The sequence below is a fragment of the Streptomyces sp. NPDC059718 genome (assembly GCF_042733315.1).
Lineage (GTDB): Bacteria > Actinomycetota > Actinomycetes > Streptomycetales > Streptomycetaceae > Actinacidiphila.
This window is the reverse complement of sequence record NZ_JBHWGA010000026.1, coordinates 65,810-81,847: the sequence shown is the minus strand read 5'-3', so window position 1 is coordinate 81,847 and position 16,038 is coordinate 65,810. Positions and strand designations below refer to the sequence as shown.

At 72.6% G+C, this 16,038-nt stretch carries 14 protein-coding genes and 1 pseudogene; 7 read left to right on the top strand and 8 right to left on the bottom strand.

All coding sequences use genetic code 11. From position 1 onward, the window contains the following. Positions 1 to 53: 53 nt before the first annotated feature. Positions 54 to 524: a winged helix-turn-helix transcriptional regulator gene (locus ACFV3E_RS27320; RefSeq protein ID WP_500537052.1), complete on the top strand. Its 471-nt coding sequence runs from the start codon at positions 54 to 56 to the stop codon at positions 522 to 524. A 15-nt stretch (positions 525 to 539) separates the two neighbouring features. Here the strand turns inward: ACFV3E_RS27320 and ACFV3E_RS27315 are convergent, their stop codons facing one another. Beyond that, the gene (locus ACFV3E_RS27315; protein WP_500537051.1) at positions 540 to 950 is read right to left on the bottom strand and encodes a DUF3662 domain-containing protein; all 411 of its coding nucleotides are present in this window, start codon (positions 948 to 950) and stop codon (positions 540 to 542) included. A 229-nt stretch (positions 951 to 1,179) separates the two neighbouring features. Here ACFV3E_RS27315 and ACFV3E_RS27310 point away from each other — a divergent pair, with 229 nt between their 5' ends. Continuing rightward, positions 1,180 to 2,355 carry a right-handed parallel beta-helix repeat-containing protein gene (locus ACFV3E_RS27310; RefSeq protein WP_500537050.1) on the top strand — a complete coding sequence of 392 codons (1,176 nt, stop codon included), beginning with the start codon at positions 1,180 to 1,182 and terminating at the stop codon, positions 2,353 to 2,355. 3 nt (positions 2,356 to 2,358) lie between these two features. Here the strand turns inward: ACFV3E_RS27310 and ACFV3E_RS27305 are convergent, their stop codons facing one another. Beyond that, on the bottom strand, positions 2,359 to 3,399 hold the full coding sequence (locus ACFV3E_RS27305; protein ID WP_500537049.1) for a serine/threonine-protein kinase: 1,041 nt from the start codon (positions 3,397 to 3,399) through the stop codon (positions 2,359 to 2,361). 366 nt (positions 3,400 to 3,765) lie between these two features. Here ACFV3E_RS27305 and ACFV3E_RS27300 point away from each other — a divergent pair, with 366 nt between their 5' ends. Further along, on the top strand, positions 3,766 to 5,427 hold the full coding sequence (locus ACFV3E_RS27300) for an ABC-F family ATP-binding cassette domain-containing protein (RefSeq protein ID WP_500537048.1): 1,662 nt from the start codon (positions 3,766 to 3,768) through the stop codon (positions 5,425 to 5,427). Between the two features lie 48 nt (positions 5,428 to 5,475). On the opposite strand, the gene ACFV3E_RS27295 is transcribed toward ACFV3E_RS27300, so the two are convergent. The 4 genes and pseudogenes from ACFV3E_RS27295 to ACFV3E_RS27280 form a co-directional block, all read right to left on the bottom strand. Beyond that, a complete protein-coding gene (locus ACFV3E_RS27295) occupies positions 5,476 to 6,939 on the bottom strand; it encodes an amidase family protein (RefSeq protein WP_500537047.1) in 1,464 nt (487 codons plus the stop codon). A gap of 210 nt (positions 6,940 to 7,149) precedes the next feature. After that, positions 7,150 to 8,368: pseudogene (locus ACFV3E_RS27290) on the bottom strand (phospholipase D-like domain-containing protein). 105 nt (positions 8,369 to 8,473) lie between these two features. Then, positions 8,474 to 9,001: a DoxX family protein gene (locus ACFV3E_RS27285; RefSeq protein ID WP_500537046.1), complete on the bottom strand. Its 528-nt coding sequence runs from the start codon at positions 8,999 to 9,001 to the stop codon at positions 8,474 to 8,476. A gap of 55 nt (positions 9,002 to 9,056) precedes the next feature. Then, complete coding sequence (locus tag ACFV3E_RS27280) at positions 9,057 to 10,505, bottom strand: amidohydrolase family protein (RefSeq protein ID WP_500537045.1); 1,449 nt, start codon at positions 10,503 to 10,505, stop codon at positions 9,057 to 9,059. Between the two features lie 259 nt (positions 10,506 to 10,764). On the opposite strand from ACFV3E_RS27280, the gene ACFV3E_RS27275 reads away from it, so the two are divergent. From ACFV3E_RS27275 to ACFV3E_RS27265, 3 genes are read left to right on the top strand one after another with little or no spacing between them, the layout of a single operon-like run. Then, positions 10,765 to 11,955: a CaiB/BaiF CoA transferase family protein gene (locus tag ACFV3E_RS27275; protein WP_500537044.1), complete on the top strand. Its 1,191-nt coding sequence runs from the start codon at positions 10,765 to 10,767 to the stop codon at positions 11,953 to 11,955. Beyond that, the gene (locus tag ACFV3E_RS27270) at positions 11,948 to 12,778 is read left to right on the top strand and encodes a citryl-CoA lyase (RefSeq protein ID WP_500537043.1); all 831 of its coding nucleotides are present in this window, start codon (positions 11,948 to 11,950) and stop codon (positions 12,776 to 12,778) included. Before ACFV3E_RS27275 ends, ACFV3E_RS27270 begins: the two co-directional genes overlap by 8 nt. Before the next feature lie 2 nt (positions 12,779 to 12,780). Further along, positions 12,781 to 13,638 carry a dioxygenase family protein gene (locus ACFV3E_RS27265; protein WP_500537042.1) on the top strand — a complete coding sequence of 286 codons (858 nt, stop codon included), beginning with the start codon at positions 12,781 to 12,783 and terminating at the stop codon, positions 13,636 to 13,638. A gap of 67 nt (positions 13,639 to 13,705) precedes the next feature. Here the strand turns inward: ACFV3E_RS27265 and ACFV3E_RS27260 are convergent, their stop codons facing one another. Further along, the gene (locus tag ACFV3E_RS27260; protein WP_500537041.1) at positions 13,706 to 14,518 is read right to left on the bottom strand and encodes an IclR family transcriptional regulator domain-containing protein; all 813 of its coding nucleotides are present in this window, start codon (positions 14,516 to 14,518) and stop codon (positions 13,706 to 13,708) included. Between the two features lie 258 nt (positions 14,519 to 14,776). Next, positions 14,777 to 14,977 carry a hypothetical protein gene (locus tag ACFV3E_RS27255; protein WP_500537040.1) on the bottom strand — a complete coding sequence of 67 codons (201 nt, stop codon included), beginning with the start codon at positions 14,975 to 14,977 and terminating at the stop codon, positions 14,777 to 14,779. Positions 14,978 to 15,048: 71 nt separating this feature from the next. Here ACFV3E_RS27255 and ACFV3E_RS27250 point away from each other — a divergent pair, with 71 nt between their 5' ends. Beyond that, positions 15,049 to 15,900, top strand: a complete 852-nt coding sequence (locus tag ACFV3E_RS27250; RefSeq protein ID WP_500537039.1) for a formate/nitrite transporter family protein — start codon at positions 15,049 to 15,051, stop codon at positions 15,898 to 15,900. The last annotated feature ends 138 nt before the right edge of the window (positions 15,901 to 16,038 follow it).

Below are 16,038 nucleotides of genomic sequence, written 5' to 3'. Positions count from 1 at the left end.
ACGCCGCGGGAACAGCTGAATTGGAGATGTCAATCCAGAGGTACATTGGGGGCATGTCCAGCGCCAAGGCCACCGGCGAGGAGGAGACCGTCTGCTCGATCGCCCGGACCCTCGAGGTCGTCGGCGACAAGTGGACGCTGCTCGTCCTGCGCGAGGCGGCGATCCGGGGGGTGACGCGCTTCGCGGACTTCCGCCGGGAGCTCGGCATCGCGCCCGATCTGCTGACCGGGCGCCTGGGCTCGCTCGTGGACGAGGGGATCATGGAGAAGCGGCCGTACCGGGACCCGGGCAGCCGCACCCGGTACAGCTACCACCTGACACCGGCGGGCGAGGAGCTGCGGCTGATCCTCGCGGCGCTCCAGCAGTGGGGCGACACGCACCGGACCCCCGCGCGGGGGCCGAGCCATCTGCGGCGCTCGGCGGACGAGGGCCGCCCGGTCAGCGTCGTCTTCGTCGACGACGCCGGCAGCGTGCTCCCGCCGGAGGGCGTGGAGTTCACCCCCTCGGAGGGCGTCGCCCGCTGACCGCGCCACCGTGGCTCACGACCACCCGGGCGCGATCCGGGCGAGCGCGTCCGCGCGGATCCGACTCATGGGCCTGCTGCTCACCCGGTAACGCCCGTTGGGCACCTCGGCGGACCGGACGATGCGCACGGTGACCGGGCCGGCCCACTCGTAGCCGCGCCGGTCGGCGTGACGCAGCAGCGAATCCGTCAGAACCTCCCCCACGCGGGCCCGATGCGGGATCAGCTCCCGGTGCGGGGCGTCGGCCAGTTCCACCGTGTACACGTTCGGCACCACCACGCGGCTCGAACTGCACACCACCGCCCGTTCGTCGCACTCGCGGCGCAGGGCGTCCACCAGTTCCACCGGCTCACGGTGGATCAGCTTCGCCACCAGCACCTGTTCCCAGCGCTCGATCACCCGTTCCCATCGTTTCAGTGTTCCCATGACGATGCGCCTGCCCGGGGCCCGGGCCCTGATGCGGCCGCGGCCACCCCATCAGCCGTACCGGATCGATTCCGGCCACCGGACCCGGCACCCCCGTGAGCCCGGGGGCCACCGGCCGATCAGGGCCCCGTCGCCCGCATGCCGCGGGCTCTGGAGTGGCGAGGTGTCACATCCGTCCATAGCGTCTGTTTTCGGCTGATCACATGTCACGGAAAGCAGGTGCACACACATGAAGCTCTGTCGGTCCCGCAGGGCCGTCGTCGCGGCGGCCGCCACAGCGACCATCGTGGGGGGCGCGGTCGCGTGCGGCGGCGAGTCGCAGCCCACGGCCTCGCAGTCCGCGGACGCGCAGAAGAAGATCTCCGTCCGCGCGGGGGAATCCATCCAGTCGGCGGTGGACCGCGCCAAGCCCGGTCAGGTCATCGACATCGCGGCCGGTACCTACCACGAGAGCGTCCAGATCAGCACGCCGCGGCTGACGCTGCGCGGAGCGGGCACGGGCACCGTCATCTCCCCGAGCACGAAGGGCAAGGAGAACGCCTGCGCCAAGGCGGGCGAGGGCATCTGCGTCACCGGTACGGCGCAGAAGAAGGCGTCCGACGTGACGCTGGAGTCGCTGACGGTCGCCGGGTTCAAGAAGGCCGGCATCCACGCGACGCAGGCCGACGGCCTGCAGGTCGTCCGTGTCACGGCACGGGACAACAAGGTGCAGGGCATCCTCGCGGAGAAGTCCGTCCGCACCGTCTTCCGTGACAACACCGCCCGCAACAACGGCGATTCCGGCATCTTCCTCGCCAACTCCATGGACACCGAGGGCGGTGCGCTCGACACCCAGGGCGCCGTCATCGACGGCAACAAACTGGCGGAGAACCGGATCGGCATCGGACTGCGCCGCGTCCGGGGCGTCACGGTCGAGAGCAACCAGGTCACCGGCAACTGCGGCGGTGTCTTCGTCGTCGGCGACGAGGGCGTCCCGCGCGGCGGTGCGCTGACCGTCAGCCGCAACACGGTCACCGGCAACAACAAGTACTGTGCGCCCAGCGCCCGCCTCCCGTTCATCCAGGGCACGGGCATCCTGCTCACGGGTGTCGAGAAGACCGTCGTGACCGACAACGACGTGCGCGACAACAGCGGCAAGTCCCCGATGTCCGGCGGCATCGTGCTGTTCGGCAGCGTCGTGGGGACGTCCAACTCCGAGAACACCATCCGCGACAACGTCGCCCGCGGCAACAAGCCCGCCGACCTCGCCAACCGCGACCTCAAGGGCAAGGGGAACACCTTCGTCAACAACACCTCGGAGACGACCGAACCCAAGCAGCTGGTCAACAGCTCGCCCAGCGGCGCGTCGAGCACCGCGCCCAGCACCGCGCCGAGCACCGCGCCGAGCACCGCGCCCAGCAGCTGACGTTCAGAGATCCGGCAGACGACGGAAGACCGCCCGGGCCCACATCGGCGGGTCCGGCGGCGGTCCCGGGGGCGTGGGGAGCACGGGCGCCCGGGGCGCCACCCGCGTCACCTGGTGGTCGGGGGAAACGCTCCGCGCGGAACCCTCCTCCGGCGCGGTCACGGCCGCGGCCGCCCGCAGGGCACCCACGAACTCCAGGCAGGAGTCGTAACGGTCCTCGGGGACCTTCGCGAGCGCCTTGGCCATGACGTCGTCCATGGCCGGCGGGATGTCCGGCCGCCGCTCGCTGAGGGGTGGCGGCTGGTCGTACTGGTGCGCCCACAGCAGGGCCATGTCCTCCTCGCGCTCGAAGGGCAGGCCACCGGTCAGGCTCTCGTAGACGACGCAGGCCAGGCTGTAGAGATCGCAGCGGCCGTCCACCGGGCGCCCGGAGATCTGCTCGGGCGCCACGTAGTCCAGGGTGCCGACGAACTCGCCGACCGTGGTGAATCCGGTCAGCGACAGCGATTTCTTCGTCAGCCCGAAATCCGTGAGGTAGACGTGCTCGGGGTGCTCGCTGTCGGTGCCCTTGGCGACGAGCACGTTCCCCGGTTTGACGTCGCGGTGCACCAGGTCGTGGTCGTGCGCCGCGTCCAGTGCGGAGGCCACCTGGGTGCCGATGCGCAGGGCGGTGGGAACGGGGAGCGGACCGTCCCGGTCGAAGAGCGCCCGCAGGTCGAGGCCCGAGACGTAACGCATCGCGATGTAGAGGACACCGTCGGTCTCCCCGGCCTCGAATATCGGCACGATGTGGGGGTGGTCGATCGCGGCCGCCACCCGTGACTCGTGCGTGAAACGGCGGCGGAAGGTGTCGTTGCGGGCCAGCTCGGGGGCGAGCAGCTTCAGTGCCACCGTACGGTCGAGCCGCAGGTCCCGGGCGCAGTAGACCACGGCCATGCCGCCGCGCCCGATCTCCCGCTCCACGCGGTAGCCGGCGATCTGGGCCCCGATGAGCCCGGAGGACCGCCCGGCGTACACGCTTACGTCATGCGGAATCGAATTCATCGCGCACCACCGCCACGCGGCCCGACATCGGAGACCTTTCCGCGCTCCCTTTCTGAATTGTATCGACCGGCCCCCGGCAATTCGCGGCCGCGCGTTTCCCCCGAGGCCTGAGGTACAGTTCCCGGGTCCTGTCGTCTCCGATAGAGGTGGACGTTGCTCATCTGAGGTCCGCGATCATCGCGCGCACGGCCCCACCGCCGTCCGCCGGTCACGCAGCAGCCGGCCTTCCCGCCGCCCGTGACCCCGCGCGCATGCGACCTCGGTGCTCGAGCCGTCCCCGTTCCCCGGAGGACCGCACCCCCCGTCCCCGCGTGGTGCTCGCACACGAAGCCCGCCACCCCTGCGCTTGCGACTGCGAGGATCACCATGTCCACCCTCACCCCGACCGGCCCGTCCCTGGCCTGCTCCGGCCTCTCCTTCCGGTGGCCGGACGGCACACCCGTGGTCGACGGACTCTCCCTCACCATCGGCAGGGGCCGCACCGGGCTCGTCGGAGCCAACGGCACCGGAAAGTCCACCCTGTTGAAGCTGCTGGCCGGCCGGCTGCCCCCCACCCGGGGGTCGGTGACCGTCGGCGGCAGCCTCGCCTACCTGCCCCAGGACGTCACCCTCGACACCGCGCTCCGCGTCGACCAGGCCCTCGGCATCGCCGAACGGCGCGCCGCCCTGCGGGCCATCGAGGCGGGGGACGTCGGCGAGGAGCACTTCGAGACCGTCGGCGACGACTGGGACGTGGAGGAACGCGCCCTGGCGACCCTGGGCTCCCTCGGGCTCGGCGGCCTCGGACTCGACCGTACCGTCGGCCGGATGTCCGGCGGCGAGACCGTGCTGCTGCGCCTGGCCGCACTGCTGCTGCGCCGCCCCGACGTCCTCCTGCTCGACGAACCCACCAACAACCTCGACCTCTTCGCGCGCCGCCGGCTCCACGAGACCGTCGGATCCTGGCGTTCCGGCGTCCTCGTCGTGGTCAGTCACGACCGCGAACTGCTGGAGCGCGTGGACCGCGTCGCCGAACTGCGCGCGGGCTCCGTCACCTGGTACGGCGGGGCGTGGTCCGACTACGAGGGGACCGTGGCCGCCCAGCAGGAGACGGCCGGGCGCGCGCTCCGCGCCGCCGAGGCCGACGTGCGCCGCCAGCGCCGCGAACTGGAGGAGGCACGGATCGCGTCGGACCGCCGACGGCGGCACAGCCGGAAGATGGACGCCCAGCGCCGCGCCCCGCGGATCGTCGCCGGCGAACGCAAGCGTTCCGCGCAGGAGTCCGCCGACCGGCTCCGCGGCGTGCAGGAGGAACGGCTCGCCCAGGCGCGCGAACGCCGCGAGGACGCCGCGGACGCGCTCCGCGACGACGCGGAGATCCGGGTCGACCTGCCGCACACCGCGGTCCCGGCAGGCCGCACCGTGCTCACCCTGCGGGGACTGCGGCCACGCTTCGGCAGGTTGCGCCACGGCGACCTCCACGTCCACGGGCCGGAACGCGTCGCGCTGGTCGGCCGCAACGGGGCCGGCAAGACGACACTGCTGCGCACCCTCACCGGCGAACTCGCCCCGCTGTCGGGCGAGGCGAGGACGCACGTGCCGCTGCGGTTCCTGCCGCAGCGCCTCGACGTCCTGGACGAGGAGCTGAGCGTGGCGGCCAACGTCGCCCGCGTGGCTCCCGGGGTGTCCGAGAACGAGATCCGCGCCCGGCTCGCGCGGTTCCTGTTCCGGGGTGCCCGCGCCGAACAGCCCGCGGGCACCCTCTCCGGCGGGGAGCGCTTCCGCGCCGCCCTGGCGGCGTCGATGCTCGCCACGCCGGCCCCGCAGCTGCTGATGCTGGACGAGCCCACCAACAACCTCGACATGGACAGCGTCCGTCAGCTGACGACCGCCCTCGCGTCCTTCCGGGGCGCACTCGTCATCGCCGGCCACGACCTGCCGTTCCTGGAGTCGGTCGGGATCACGCGCTGGCTGCTCGTGGGCGAGGAGCTCCACGAGACCACCGCCGAGGAGGTGCGCCACCTGTTGGAGGACGCCGGGGACGGCTGACCGTGGGACCGCCCCGCTCGTGTAGGGCGGTCCCACGTGCCGACGCCGTCAGCGCTCCGCGTCCACCGCCCTCGGCGCCGGTACGGCGAGCCGACGGCGGCGCAGCAGGGTGGGGTTGACGGCGGACGGCGGCCTGCGCAGCCGGGTCGCCTGCTCGTAGTCGTGCGCGTAGCCGAGGAGCAGCGGCTCGCTCCACGCCCGTCCCAGGAAGGTGATGTTGAACGGGCGGCGGTTGGCCGCGAGGTAGCCCGCGGGCACGGTGACCGAGGGGTAGCCCGCCTTGGCGCCGATGGACGAGCTGCCGCTGTTCACGAACAGCAGGGCGGTGACGGCGTGTTCGGCCATCAGGGCGTCGATGCGGTCCTTGCTCTCCTCCAGGTCCCGGGCGCGGGCCGCCTTGTACTCGACGGTGTCCGCGCTGTCCGGCCCGAGGTCCCTGGCCTGTGCGGCGAGCGCGAGCGTCTGCCCGAACTTCAGGGCGTCGTCCGCGTGGGCCTCGTTGTGGGCGATCACGTCGGCGAGGGTGCGCACCGGTGCGCCCTCGGGCAGCCGCGCGAGGTAGGCGTTCAGGTCGCGCTTGAACTCGTGACTCAGCACCGGGGAGGCGACGTCGTACCGGCGGCGCGCCTCGATGCCGACGTCGACGAGTTCGGCGCCGCGTCGCACCAGTGCGTCCAGGGCCGCGTCCCACAGGGCCCGTTCGTCCGTGCCGTCCTCGGGCGTCTGTTCCGCGACGACACCGATGCGCGCGCCGCGCAGGGCCTCCGGGGACAGGTCGGCGGTGAAGTCGTGGCCTTCGAGCGGGTTGCCGGCGGTGGCCGGGTCCTCGGGATCGGTGCCGGTGAGGACGGTCAGCAGGGCGGCGGCGTCCGCGACGGTCCGGGTCATCGGGCCCGCGGTGTCCTGACTGGAGGCGATGGGCACGATGCCGGTGCGGCTGACGAGGCCCAGGGTGGGCTTCACCCCGACCCCCGACGTCGCCGACGCCGGGCTGAGGATGGACCCGTCCGTCTCGGTGCCGATGGTGACGGCGGCCAGTCCGGCCGCGGCGGCGACCCCCGAACCGGCGCTCGAGCCGCTCGGCGTCTCGCTCAGGTCGTACGGGTTGAGCACCTGACCGGCCAGCGAGCTGTAACCGCTGGGCATGCCGACGGTGAGGTAGTTGGCGAACTCCGTGAGGTTCGCCTTGCCGAGGATCACCGCACCCGCCTCGCGCAGCCGGGTCACCAGCGGGGCGTCCTGCGCGGGGTGGGAGTCGGCGAGCACCACCGAGCACGCGGTGGTCGGCATGCCGAGGACGTCGACGTTGTCCTTCACGAGCACCGGTATGCCCAGCAGCGGCCCGCCGGGGTCGCCGCCCGCCCTGCGCGCGTCGGCCGCGGCGGCCTCCTCCAGGGCGGCGGAATTGACGCGGCGCACCGCGTTCAGGGCCGGTCCGCCGACGTCCAGCTCCTCGATGCGCCGCAGGTAGGCGCGGGTGAGGGAGACACTCGTGATGCGCCCCGAGGCCATCAGGGCGGTCAGCTCGGCGACCGTCGCGAGCTCCAGGTCGACGGGGAACGGTTCGTGCGGCGCCGCGTCGGCGGCGTCGGTCCGGCTGCCTGTCGATGCCGGTTCGGGGCCGGTGTTGACGTCGATGTCGCCCTCCAGGGTGAGCGGTGCGCTGACGCGCCCGGTGTCCGTACGCCCCCGCGGCCGTCTCGTGGGGCGACACCATGATGCTCACAGGAAGCGGCGGATGGGCGCGGTCGCCACCTCCTGAGCCCGCTCCAGTGAGGAGCGGGTGCGCCAGCGCGTGCCGTCGACGGGGTCGCTGCGCAGCAGGTCCTCGTCGAAGTGGGCGTCGAGGACGGACGTGAAGTTCTCGTCGAGCACCGCCAGCATCACCTCCTCGTCGTGGTCGAGGGAGCGGCGGTTGAAGTTGGTCGAGCCGATCAGGGTGGCGACCCCGTCCATGGTGATCACCTTGGCGTGCATCATGGTCGGCAGGTAGTGCCAGATCCGCACGCCGCAGTCCAGGAGCCGCTGGTAGTAGCGCTGCCCGGCCAGCTGGCAGACGCGCTTGTCGGTGTACGGGCCGGGCAGCAGGATCTCGACCTCCACCCCGCGCGCCGCCGCGTGGCAGAGCAGGCCGACGAAGTACGGGTCGGGCGCGAAGTACGCGGTCGCGAGCCGGATGCGCTGCTCCGCGGAGGCCGATCACCACCCGGAGCAGGGTGCGCATGTCCTGCCAGCCGACGCTCGCCGAGCCCCGGACGACCTGGACGATCGCGCCTCCGCTCTGCTCGTGCTCGCCGAAGCGGTCGCGGTGGTCGAAGAGCCCGTTGCGCCGGCACTCCGCCCAGTTCTGGGCGAAGGCCGCGGCCAGCCCGTCCACCGCGGGGCCGGTGACCCGGACGTGGGTGTCCCGCCATTCGCCGGGGTGCCGGGCGTCGCCGCACCACTCCTCGGCGATGCCGACGCCGCCGGTGAAGGCCACCTCGGCGTCGACCACCAGGACCTTGCGGTGGCAGCGGTGGTTCTGCTTGAACGGCGACAGCCGCACGGGCTTGCGGAACCAGGCGACGTCCACGCCGGCCCGGTCCATGCCGTCCAGCAGTTCCTGCTCGATCAGGCGCCCGCCGAAGCCGTCCAGCAGCAGCCGCACCCGCACCCCCTCCGCCGCCTTGGCGGCCAGCGCGTGCGCGAAGTCACGCGCGATCTGGCCGCGCCAGTAGACGAAGGTGGTCATGTCGACGGTGTGCTTCGCCGCGCGGATCGCGTCCAGCATCGCGGGGAAGATCTCGTCCCCGTTCCGCAGGGCCTGCAGGCAGTTGCCCTCGGTCGCGGCGATGCCGATGAGTCGTTCCAGGCGGCGGCGCAGTTCCTGCTTGCGGTCGGCGACGGAGCGCTCCGGCCGGTCTCCGTCGGTACGGTCGGTTTCCTCCAGCGAAGCGCCCATGCCGTCGTGCCCCCCGGTTCCGGTGCCGCCGCGGCCCGTCCGGCCGCGGCGTCGCGTGGCGTACTCCAGCCGTATGCCCGGCCGGAGGCGGCTTATCCGGAGTGACTACGCGTTCCCGTGGGGCCCGGGGGACTCCCTCCTGCTCCTGCGGACCTTGGCGCGGCCGGCGAGCGGTACGGTCGCCGCGAGGAGTCCGGCCGCGAGCGCGGCCGCGCCCCAGGCGGGGGCGGGCCGCCAGCTCAGGCCGAGGACGTGGTCGAGCGACCACTCCCCCGGCCCGGTGAAGCCCAGGCACGCGGCGACCGCGCCGTAGAGGAACGGCACCTCGCAGCCGCCCTTCAGCGCCCAGAAGCCGCCCGGCGCCGTCGAGGCGGCGGCCACCGTCATCGTCCCGACGACGACCGCGCACCCGCCGGGCGTCAGCAGTCCGGCCGCGACCGACGCCGCGCCGGTCAGCTCGGCCACCCCGGCGACCAGGGCCATCCGCGGCCCGGGGACGATGCCGTAGCGCTCGAAGACGGCGCCGGTACCCTCCAGGCCCGCTCCGCCGAACCAGCCGCGCAGCTTCTGCGTGGCATGGCCGAAGAGCAGGGCGGCGAGCAGCAGTCGGAGCAGCAGCAGCCCCATGCTCATCTCTCGGTTCTCCTTCGTGTCGCTCGTGTCACCCGTGCCGGCCGTGCCGTCGCCGTCACCGGCCGTGCGTCGACGCGCTGCGGTAGTCGGTGTAGGTGTAGGGGTTGTCGAGCACCTTCGTCTCGGGGACGTCGGGGTTCATCCCCTTGCGCCACTCCTCCTCGCCCATGGCGGACCGCAGGTGGTCGACGGTCTCCTCGACCTCGCGCCGTACGGCGGCCAGGTCGACGCCGACCAGGCGGTGCTCGTGCTTGACGACCCGTCCGTCGACGAGCACGGTGTGGACGTCGCCGCGCTGCGCCTGGAAGGCCACCTGGCCGTACGGGTTGAGCAGCGGGAAGGAGACCGGCGAGTGGTCGTTCTTCAGCAGGACGATGTCGGCCTTCTTGCCGGCCTCCAGGCTGCCCAGGTCCCGCTCGCGGCCGAGTGCCCGGGCCCCGCCGAGGGTGGCCCACTCCACCACCTGGTCGGCGCGCAGGGCGCAGTGGGTGACGGTGTCGCCCTTGGCGTGCGCCTCCAGGTGCGCGCGGGCGCGGTCGGCGCCGAGGGTGGTGCGCATGGCGGAGAACAGGTCGCCGCTCCACCACACGCTGGTGTCCATCGACAGGGAGACGGGGATGTCGTGCGAGCGGATGGCCCAGGTCGTCGGGTAGCCCTGGCCGGCGCTCTGTTCGCTCTCCGTCGACACCGAGACCGAGCCGCCGGTGGCCGCGATGCGGTGGTAGGAGTCGGCGCTGAGCGTCGAGGCGTGGACGTACACGGTCTGCGGGGTCATGAAGCCGTTCTCGTACATGAGGCGGATGCCGTCGTCGTTGGTGGCGCCCCACACCCCGGCGTGGGTGGTGACGGCGACGCCCAGTTCGCGGGCGACCTCGAAGGCGGGCTTCTCGGGGAAGGCGGGGTCGCCCGTGACGTCGAAGGCGAGCTGGAAGCCGAGCATGTCGTCGCCGCCGATGCGGCGGGCGACGAAGTCGCGGAACTCCGGCGCGGCGGTCCATTCCGCGGGTGCCTGCTGGATGTTGCCGTAGGCCAGGACGAAGCGGCCGGGCACGGACCGCAGGGCGTCCACGGCGGCGTCGGCGTGGTCCACGGTCTGCAGGCCGTGCGACCAGTCGACGACGGTGGTGACACCGGCGTCGAGGGCTTCCACGGCGGCGAGCCGGTTGCCGGCGTGGACGTCCTCGGGGCGGAACTTCCTGCCGTGTTCCAGGTAGTACCAGACGAAGTACTGGGTGAGGGTCCAGTCGGCGCCGTAGCCGCGCATCGCGGTCTGCCACATGTGGCGGTGCGTGTCGATCATGCCCGGCATCACGATGCCGCCCGTGGCGTCGATCTCCACCGTCCCGTCGGGGACCGCCAGTCGCGGACCGACCGCCGCGATCCGGTCGTCGACGACGAGCACGTCGGTGTCCACGAGGACCTCGCGCTCACGGTTGACGGGCAGCACGGTCCCACCCCGCAGGACAATGGGCCGCCCCGGGGTGAATGCCTCGACCTTATCCATCGTTGAACTCCCTTGGCCGCTTGACGGACACAGGTACGCTATTCGGCCAATGGGTCGAGCGCTAGCCTCGCGACGCAGTTCGGAGTGCACACGCCCGCGGACGGACCCCGGCCCTGTCGCCAAACGAGACACCGCAGTGCCGGCAAGCCTCTGACCGGCCACTGCGGTGACGATCACCCTTGACGCCCCCGGCTTTCCGCAACAGAATCACCGTGACGGACGGCTGTCCGTCCTGCGGTCAGATGAAAGGTGACACTGGATGTCAGAGAGCACCGCGCCTGCGCGACCGGGCCCGGCGGGCCCGCTGTCCGGGCTGCTGGTGGCCGACTTCTCCCGCATCCTCGCCGGGCCCTACGCCACGATGCTGCTGGCGGACCTCGGTGCGGACGTCGTCAAGGTCGAGGGCCCGCGCGGGGACGACACCCGCAGCTGGACGCCCCCGGTGCGCGGCGAGGTGTCCACCTACTACCTCGGCATCAACCGCGGGAAGCGTTCCATCGCACTCGACCTGCACGACGAGGCCGACCTGGAGGCGGCGCGCGAACTCGCGCGCCGGGCGGACGTCGTCATCGAGAACTTCCGGCCCGGCGGCCTGGTCAAGTACGGGCTGGACTACGCGTCGGTGCGGACCGGGAACCCGGCCGTCGTCTACGCCTCCATCAGCGGTTTCGGTTCCGGCGCCGGGCGCAAGGTGCCCGGCTACGACCTGATGGTGCAGGCCGTCTCCGGGCTGATGAGCCTCACCGGGGAGCCCGAGGGCCCGCCGTACCGGGCCGGGATCTCGGTCTTCGACGTCATGGCGGGCAACCACGCGGCCATCGGCATCCTCGCCGCGCTGCGGCACCGCGACGCCAGCGGCGAGGGCCAGCACGTCGAGGTCAACCTGCTGTCGTCGGCGCTGACCGGACTGGTCAACCACAGCTCGGCCTACGTGGCAGGGGGTGCGGTCCCGTACCGGATGGGCAACGCGCACCCGAGCGTGTTCCCCTACGAGCCCTTCCCCACGGCCGACAACGACCTGATCGTGACCGCCGCCAACGACGGCCAGTTCCGCAAGCTGTGCGAGGTCCTCGGCATCCCCGGGGTCCCCGACGACCCGCGCTTCGCGCGCAACGCCGACCGCACCGCGAACCGGGAGGAGCTGCGGCCGCTGCTCGTGGAGCAACTGGCCAAGCGCGGCGCGAACGAATGGTTCGAGCTGCTGGTCGAGGCCGGGGTGCCGAGCGGGCCGATCAACACCATCGACGGCGGCTTCGCCATGGCCGAGCGGTTCGGGCTGGACCCGGTCGTCACCGTCGGCGAGGGCGACCGCGCGGTGCCCACGACCCGCCACCCGGTCACCTTCTCGGCCACTCCCGCCGTGTACCGGCTGCCGCCGCCCGAACTCGACGAGCACGGCGCCGAACTGCGCGCATGGCTGGCCCAGGACCCGGAGGACACCCGTGACTGACCCGTCCGCGTCCGGCGGCTACCCCACCGCGCTGGGCGCCTCGGACCGCAAGAGCATCACCCTGCTCGGCCAGGACCTCGCCGAAGACATCATGGGCACGGTCGGCTTCGGCGAACTCGCCTTCTGGCTGGCGACGCAGCGCCGGCCGAGCCGCGGCGAGACCCGGGTCTTCGAAGCCGTGCTCGCGGCCCTGGCCGACCACGGCTTCACACCCACGGCCATCGTCACCCGGCTGACGTACCTGTCCGCGCCGGACTCCGTCCAGGGCGCGCTCGCCGCGGGGCTGCTCGGCGGCGGCTCGCGCTTCCTCGGCGTCACCGAGGACACCGGGACGTTCCTGCACGAGGCCCTCGCCGCACACGGCGAACCGCCCCGCGACGACTCCGGCTGGGACGAACTGGCGCTGCGCCTGGTGCGCGAGCAGCGGGCGGCCGGCCGCTTCGTCCCGGGCCTCGGCCACCACGTGCACAAGGACGGTGACCCGCGCACGCCCCGGCTGATGGCCATCGCCGCCGAGGAGGGCCTGTTCGGCCCGCACCTGTCGCTGTTCGCGGCCATCGGCCGCGTGCACCCCGAGGTCCTCGGCAGGACGCTTCCGCTCAACGGCGCCGGCGTGTGCGGAGCCGCACTCGCCGACCTCGGGCTGCCGCTGCCGCTGCTGCGCGGCTTCGCCCTGCTCGCGCGCACCGCCGGGCTCATCGGCCAGCTCGCCGAGGAGATGCGCGATCCGGTCGCGAACGACATCTTCCTCTCCGTCGACCTGAACAACCGGCCCGTCCCGCCCCGGCCGGACACCGAATCCGCAGGGAACACCAAGGAGTGACCGTGTTTGTCAACGAGGACAACCTCACCGAACTGGCGGCCCGGCGCTGGGCGACCGCGCACGCCCCGCGCCAGGCCGAGCTCCTGTCCGCGCTCGTCCGCCACCTCCACGCGTTCGCACGCGAGGTGGAACTCACCGAGGACGAATGGATGGCCGCGATCCAGTGGCTGACCGAGGCGGGCCGGATCAGCGACGCCAAGCGTCAGGAACTGATCCTCGCCTCCGACGTGTTCGGGCTGAGCACGCTCGTGGTGCAGCTGAACAACAGGTTCGCGCCGCGGGCCACCCCCGCCACCGTCCTCGGCCCCTTCCACATCGACGGGTCCCCCGCCGCCCCGTACGGCTTCGACATGTCCGACGGCATTCCCGGAACGCCGTTGTTCATCACCGGCAAGGTCACCGACCTGGACGGCAAGCCCGTGCCCGGGGCCGTCCTCGACGTGTGGCAGGCGGACGCCGACGGCGCCTACGAGGCGCAGCTCCCCGAGATCGACGAGGCGCGGCTGCGCGCGAAGTACCGGGCCCGCGAGGACGGCACCTACTGCGTCCGCACCATCGCGCCGCGCGGCTACGCCATCCCGATGGACGGCCCGGTCGGCACCCTGATCAGCACCACCGACATCAGCCACTTCCGCCCCGCGCACGTCCACTTCCTCGTCGACGAGCCGGGGTACGAGAAGCTGATCACCCATCTGTTCCAGGAGGGCAGCGAGTACCTGGACAGCGACGTCGTCTTCGGCACGAAGGAAGCGCTGGTGGTCCGGTTCACCGGACAGCCGGCGGGACCGGCCCCCGACGGAACGGCTGTCGACGTGCCGTACCTGCTCGCCGAGTACGACTTCGTCCTGCAGCCCCGCTGACGCGGCGTCGGCCGCAGGTGCGGTGCGTCACCGCCGCCATGGCGCGGTGCCCTGATCCGGAAGGGCCTCAGCCGGCGGCGGGGCGCACCTCGCCGTGCGGCCGGCTCTGCCACAGCGCCCAGTCCGCCGAGACGTCCCCGGCCGCGCGCAGCAGCAGGGGCAGGTACGTGCCGGTGAGCACGTCCACACCGGTCTCGGCGGCGTGCACGGTGACGTTCATCGCCGCCCGGACCATCCCGTCGCCGTCCCGTACGGGCACGGCGACCGACCGTACGCCGGGGGCGAGTTCCTCGTCGGCCAGCGCCCAGCCGCGGGCCCGGACGGTGCGCAGCTCCGCGGCGAACTCCTCGGGCGTCCGTCGCGGGGACTCCGGCAGCCCGGAGCGGCTGGGCTCGGCCAGGACGGCCTCCAGCTCCTGCGGGCCCAGGGCGGCCAGCAGCACCTTGCCCTGGGAGGTCTGCGGGGCGGGGAACCGGGTGCCGATGTCCACCCGCAGCGCGATGATCTTCGGTACGGAGACGCGGGCCACGTAGACGATGTCGGAGCCGTCCAGCTGCGCCATCGAGGACGACTCCCCGGTCTGCGTGACCAGCGCCTCCATGTGGGGGCGGGCCACGTCCCACAGGCCGAGCGAGCCCACGTAGGACATGCCCAGGCGCAGCACGCGCGGCGTGAGGGTGAACGCGCCCTGGTCGGCGCGGACGTAGCCGAGCTCCTCCAGCGTGAGCAGCAGTCGGCGCGCCGTCGGCCGCGCCAGCCCCGTCGCGGCGGCGATCTCGCTCAGCGTCAGCCGGCGGTGCCGGGCGTCGAAGCAGCCGAGCACGTCCAGCCCGCGGGCCAGCGCCTCCACGAAGTCCGGACCGCTTCCGCGCCCTGCCATCCGATGCCTCCCGCGTCCACGACGGCGATGCCCGGCCCACCGGTGACCGCAGGGCGGACCGCCCGCAGACGGCGTCGCGCCTGCGTCCGTTCCCCTTCGCGGGCACCCGACCGCACGGGCATCCTCTCGGCGGCCATTATACGGACGATCGTCCGCCGCCGACGCGGCCGTGACGGCGCCCGGCCACGGCCGCCACGACAGGAAAGGCCCGCATTCCGCCGGCGATGGCACCCGGGAGATGATTTCCGGTGCCACGCATCAGGCAGAGCAAGGTCGGGCCGCATTCGGCATTCTCCGCCGCGGCGGCCCGGTGATCGGCTTCTTCCTGCGGCTCCACCCGCCGTGCAGCGCGACTTTACCCATGGCCGAATTTCCGTTGACCCGGTCTTGCATTGCGGATTGCATGCCGATGACATACCGCGCCATTTCCCTTGTGACGTGCAACTCCTTTTCCTTCACGACGCCTCCACGGACCTAGCATCGGGAAAACCAGGACGGACATTCCGGTACATCAGTGAAGAGGTGACACCATGCCGATCCCCGTGTCCCAGGCCCTCGACGAGCAGGGGCGGACGGCCGCCGAGAAGGCCGCCGGCCTCCGCAGTCCAGGCCGCTACTTGGTCAGCTCCCTGCTGGCCGGAGCGTTCGTCGGGGTCGCGGCGGTGCTGCTGCTCACGGTCACCGGACCGCTGGCGGCCGCGGGGTCGCCGTCCACGAAACTCGTCCAGGGCCTGCTGTTCGCCGTGGCGCTCACCCTGGTGGTCTTCGCCGGCGCCGAACTCACCACCGGCAACATGATGACGACGGTCCAGGGCGTCGTCGTCCGCAGCATCAGCGGCGCCAACGCGGTGGCCCTGGTCGTGGGTTCGTTCGTGGGCAACCTCATCGGGTCCGCCCTGTTCGCGCTGCTGGTGCACGGCAGCGGGGTCATCACCGCGGGCGCCGCTCCCGGGCACACCGCGCCGGCCCTCGCCCTGCTCACCACCCTGCTCAAGACGAAGGCGGCGGAGTCCGGCGGGGCGCTGTTCTTCCGCGGTGTGCTCTGCAACTTCCTGGTCTGCCTGGGCGTCTGGATGGCCGCGCGGACCCGGTCGGACGGCGCCAAGATCGCGCTGATCTTCTGGGCCCTGCTGGCGTTCGTCGGCTCCGGCTTCGAGCACGTGGTGGCCAACATGACGTACTACTCGCTCGGGATGCTGGAGCACGTGCCGGACGCGACGGCCGCCGGCTTCGCGCGCAACCTGCTGCTGGTGGGCCTCGGCAACCTCGTCGGCGGCGGACTGCTGGTCGGCGCGGCGTACGCGTTCGTGGGCCGCGGCAGGCCGGGGAGACCCGCCGGCGGGCCCGCCCCCGTCGAGGCTCCGGAGTCGGTCCCGGTCTGAGCGACGCGGACCGGTGCGGGGGGGGGCCCCGGGGGGCGCCCCCCGCCCCCCCCCGGCCGTGGGTGTTGCCCCCCGCCATGAGGGGCCCCCCCCCCAGGTGCGGCGCGGGGCGCGCCGCGCCCGCGGAGCCCCAGACCA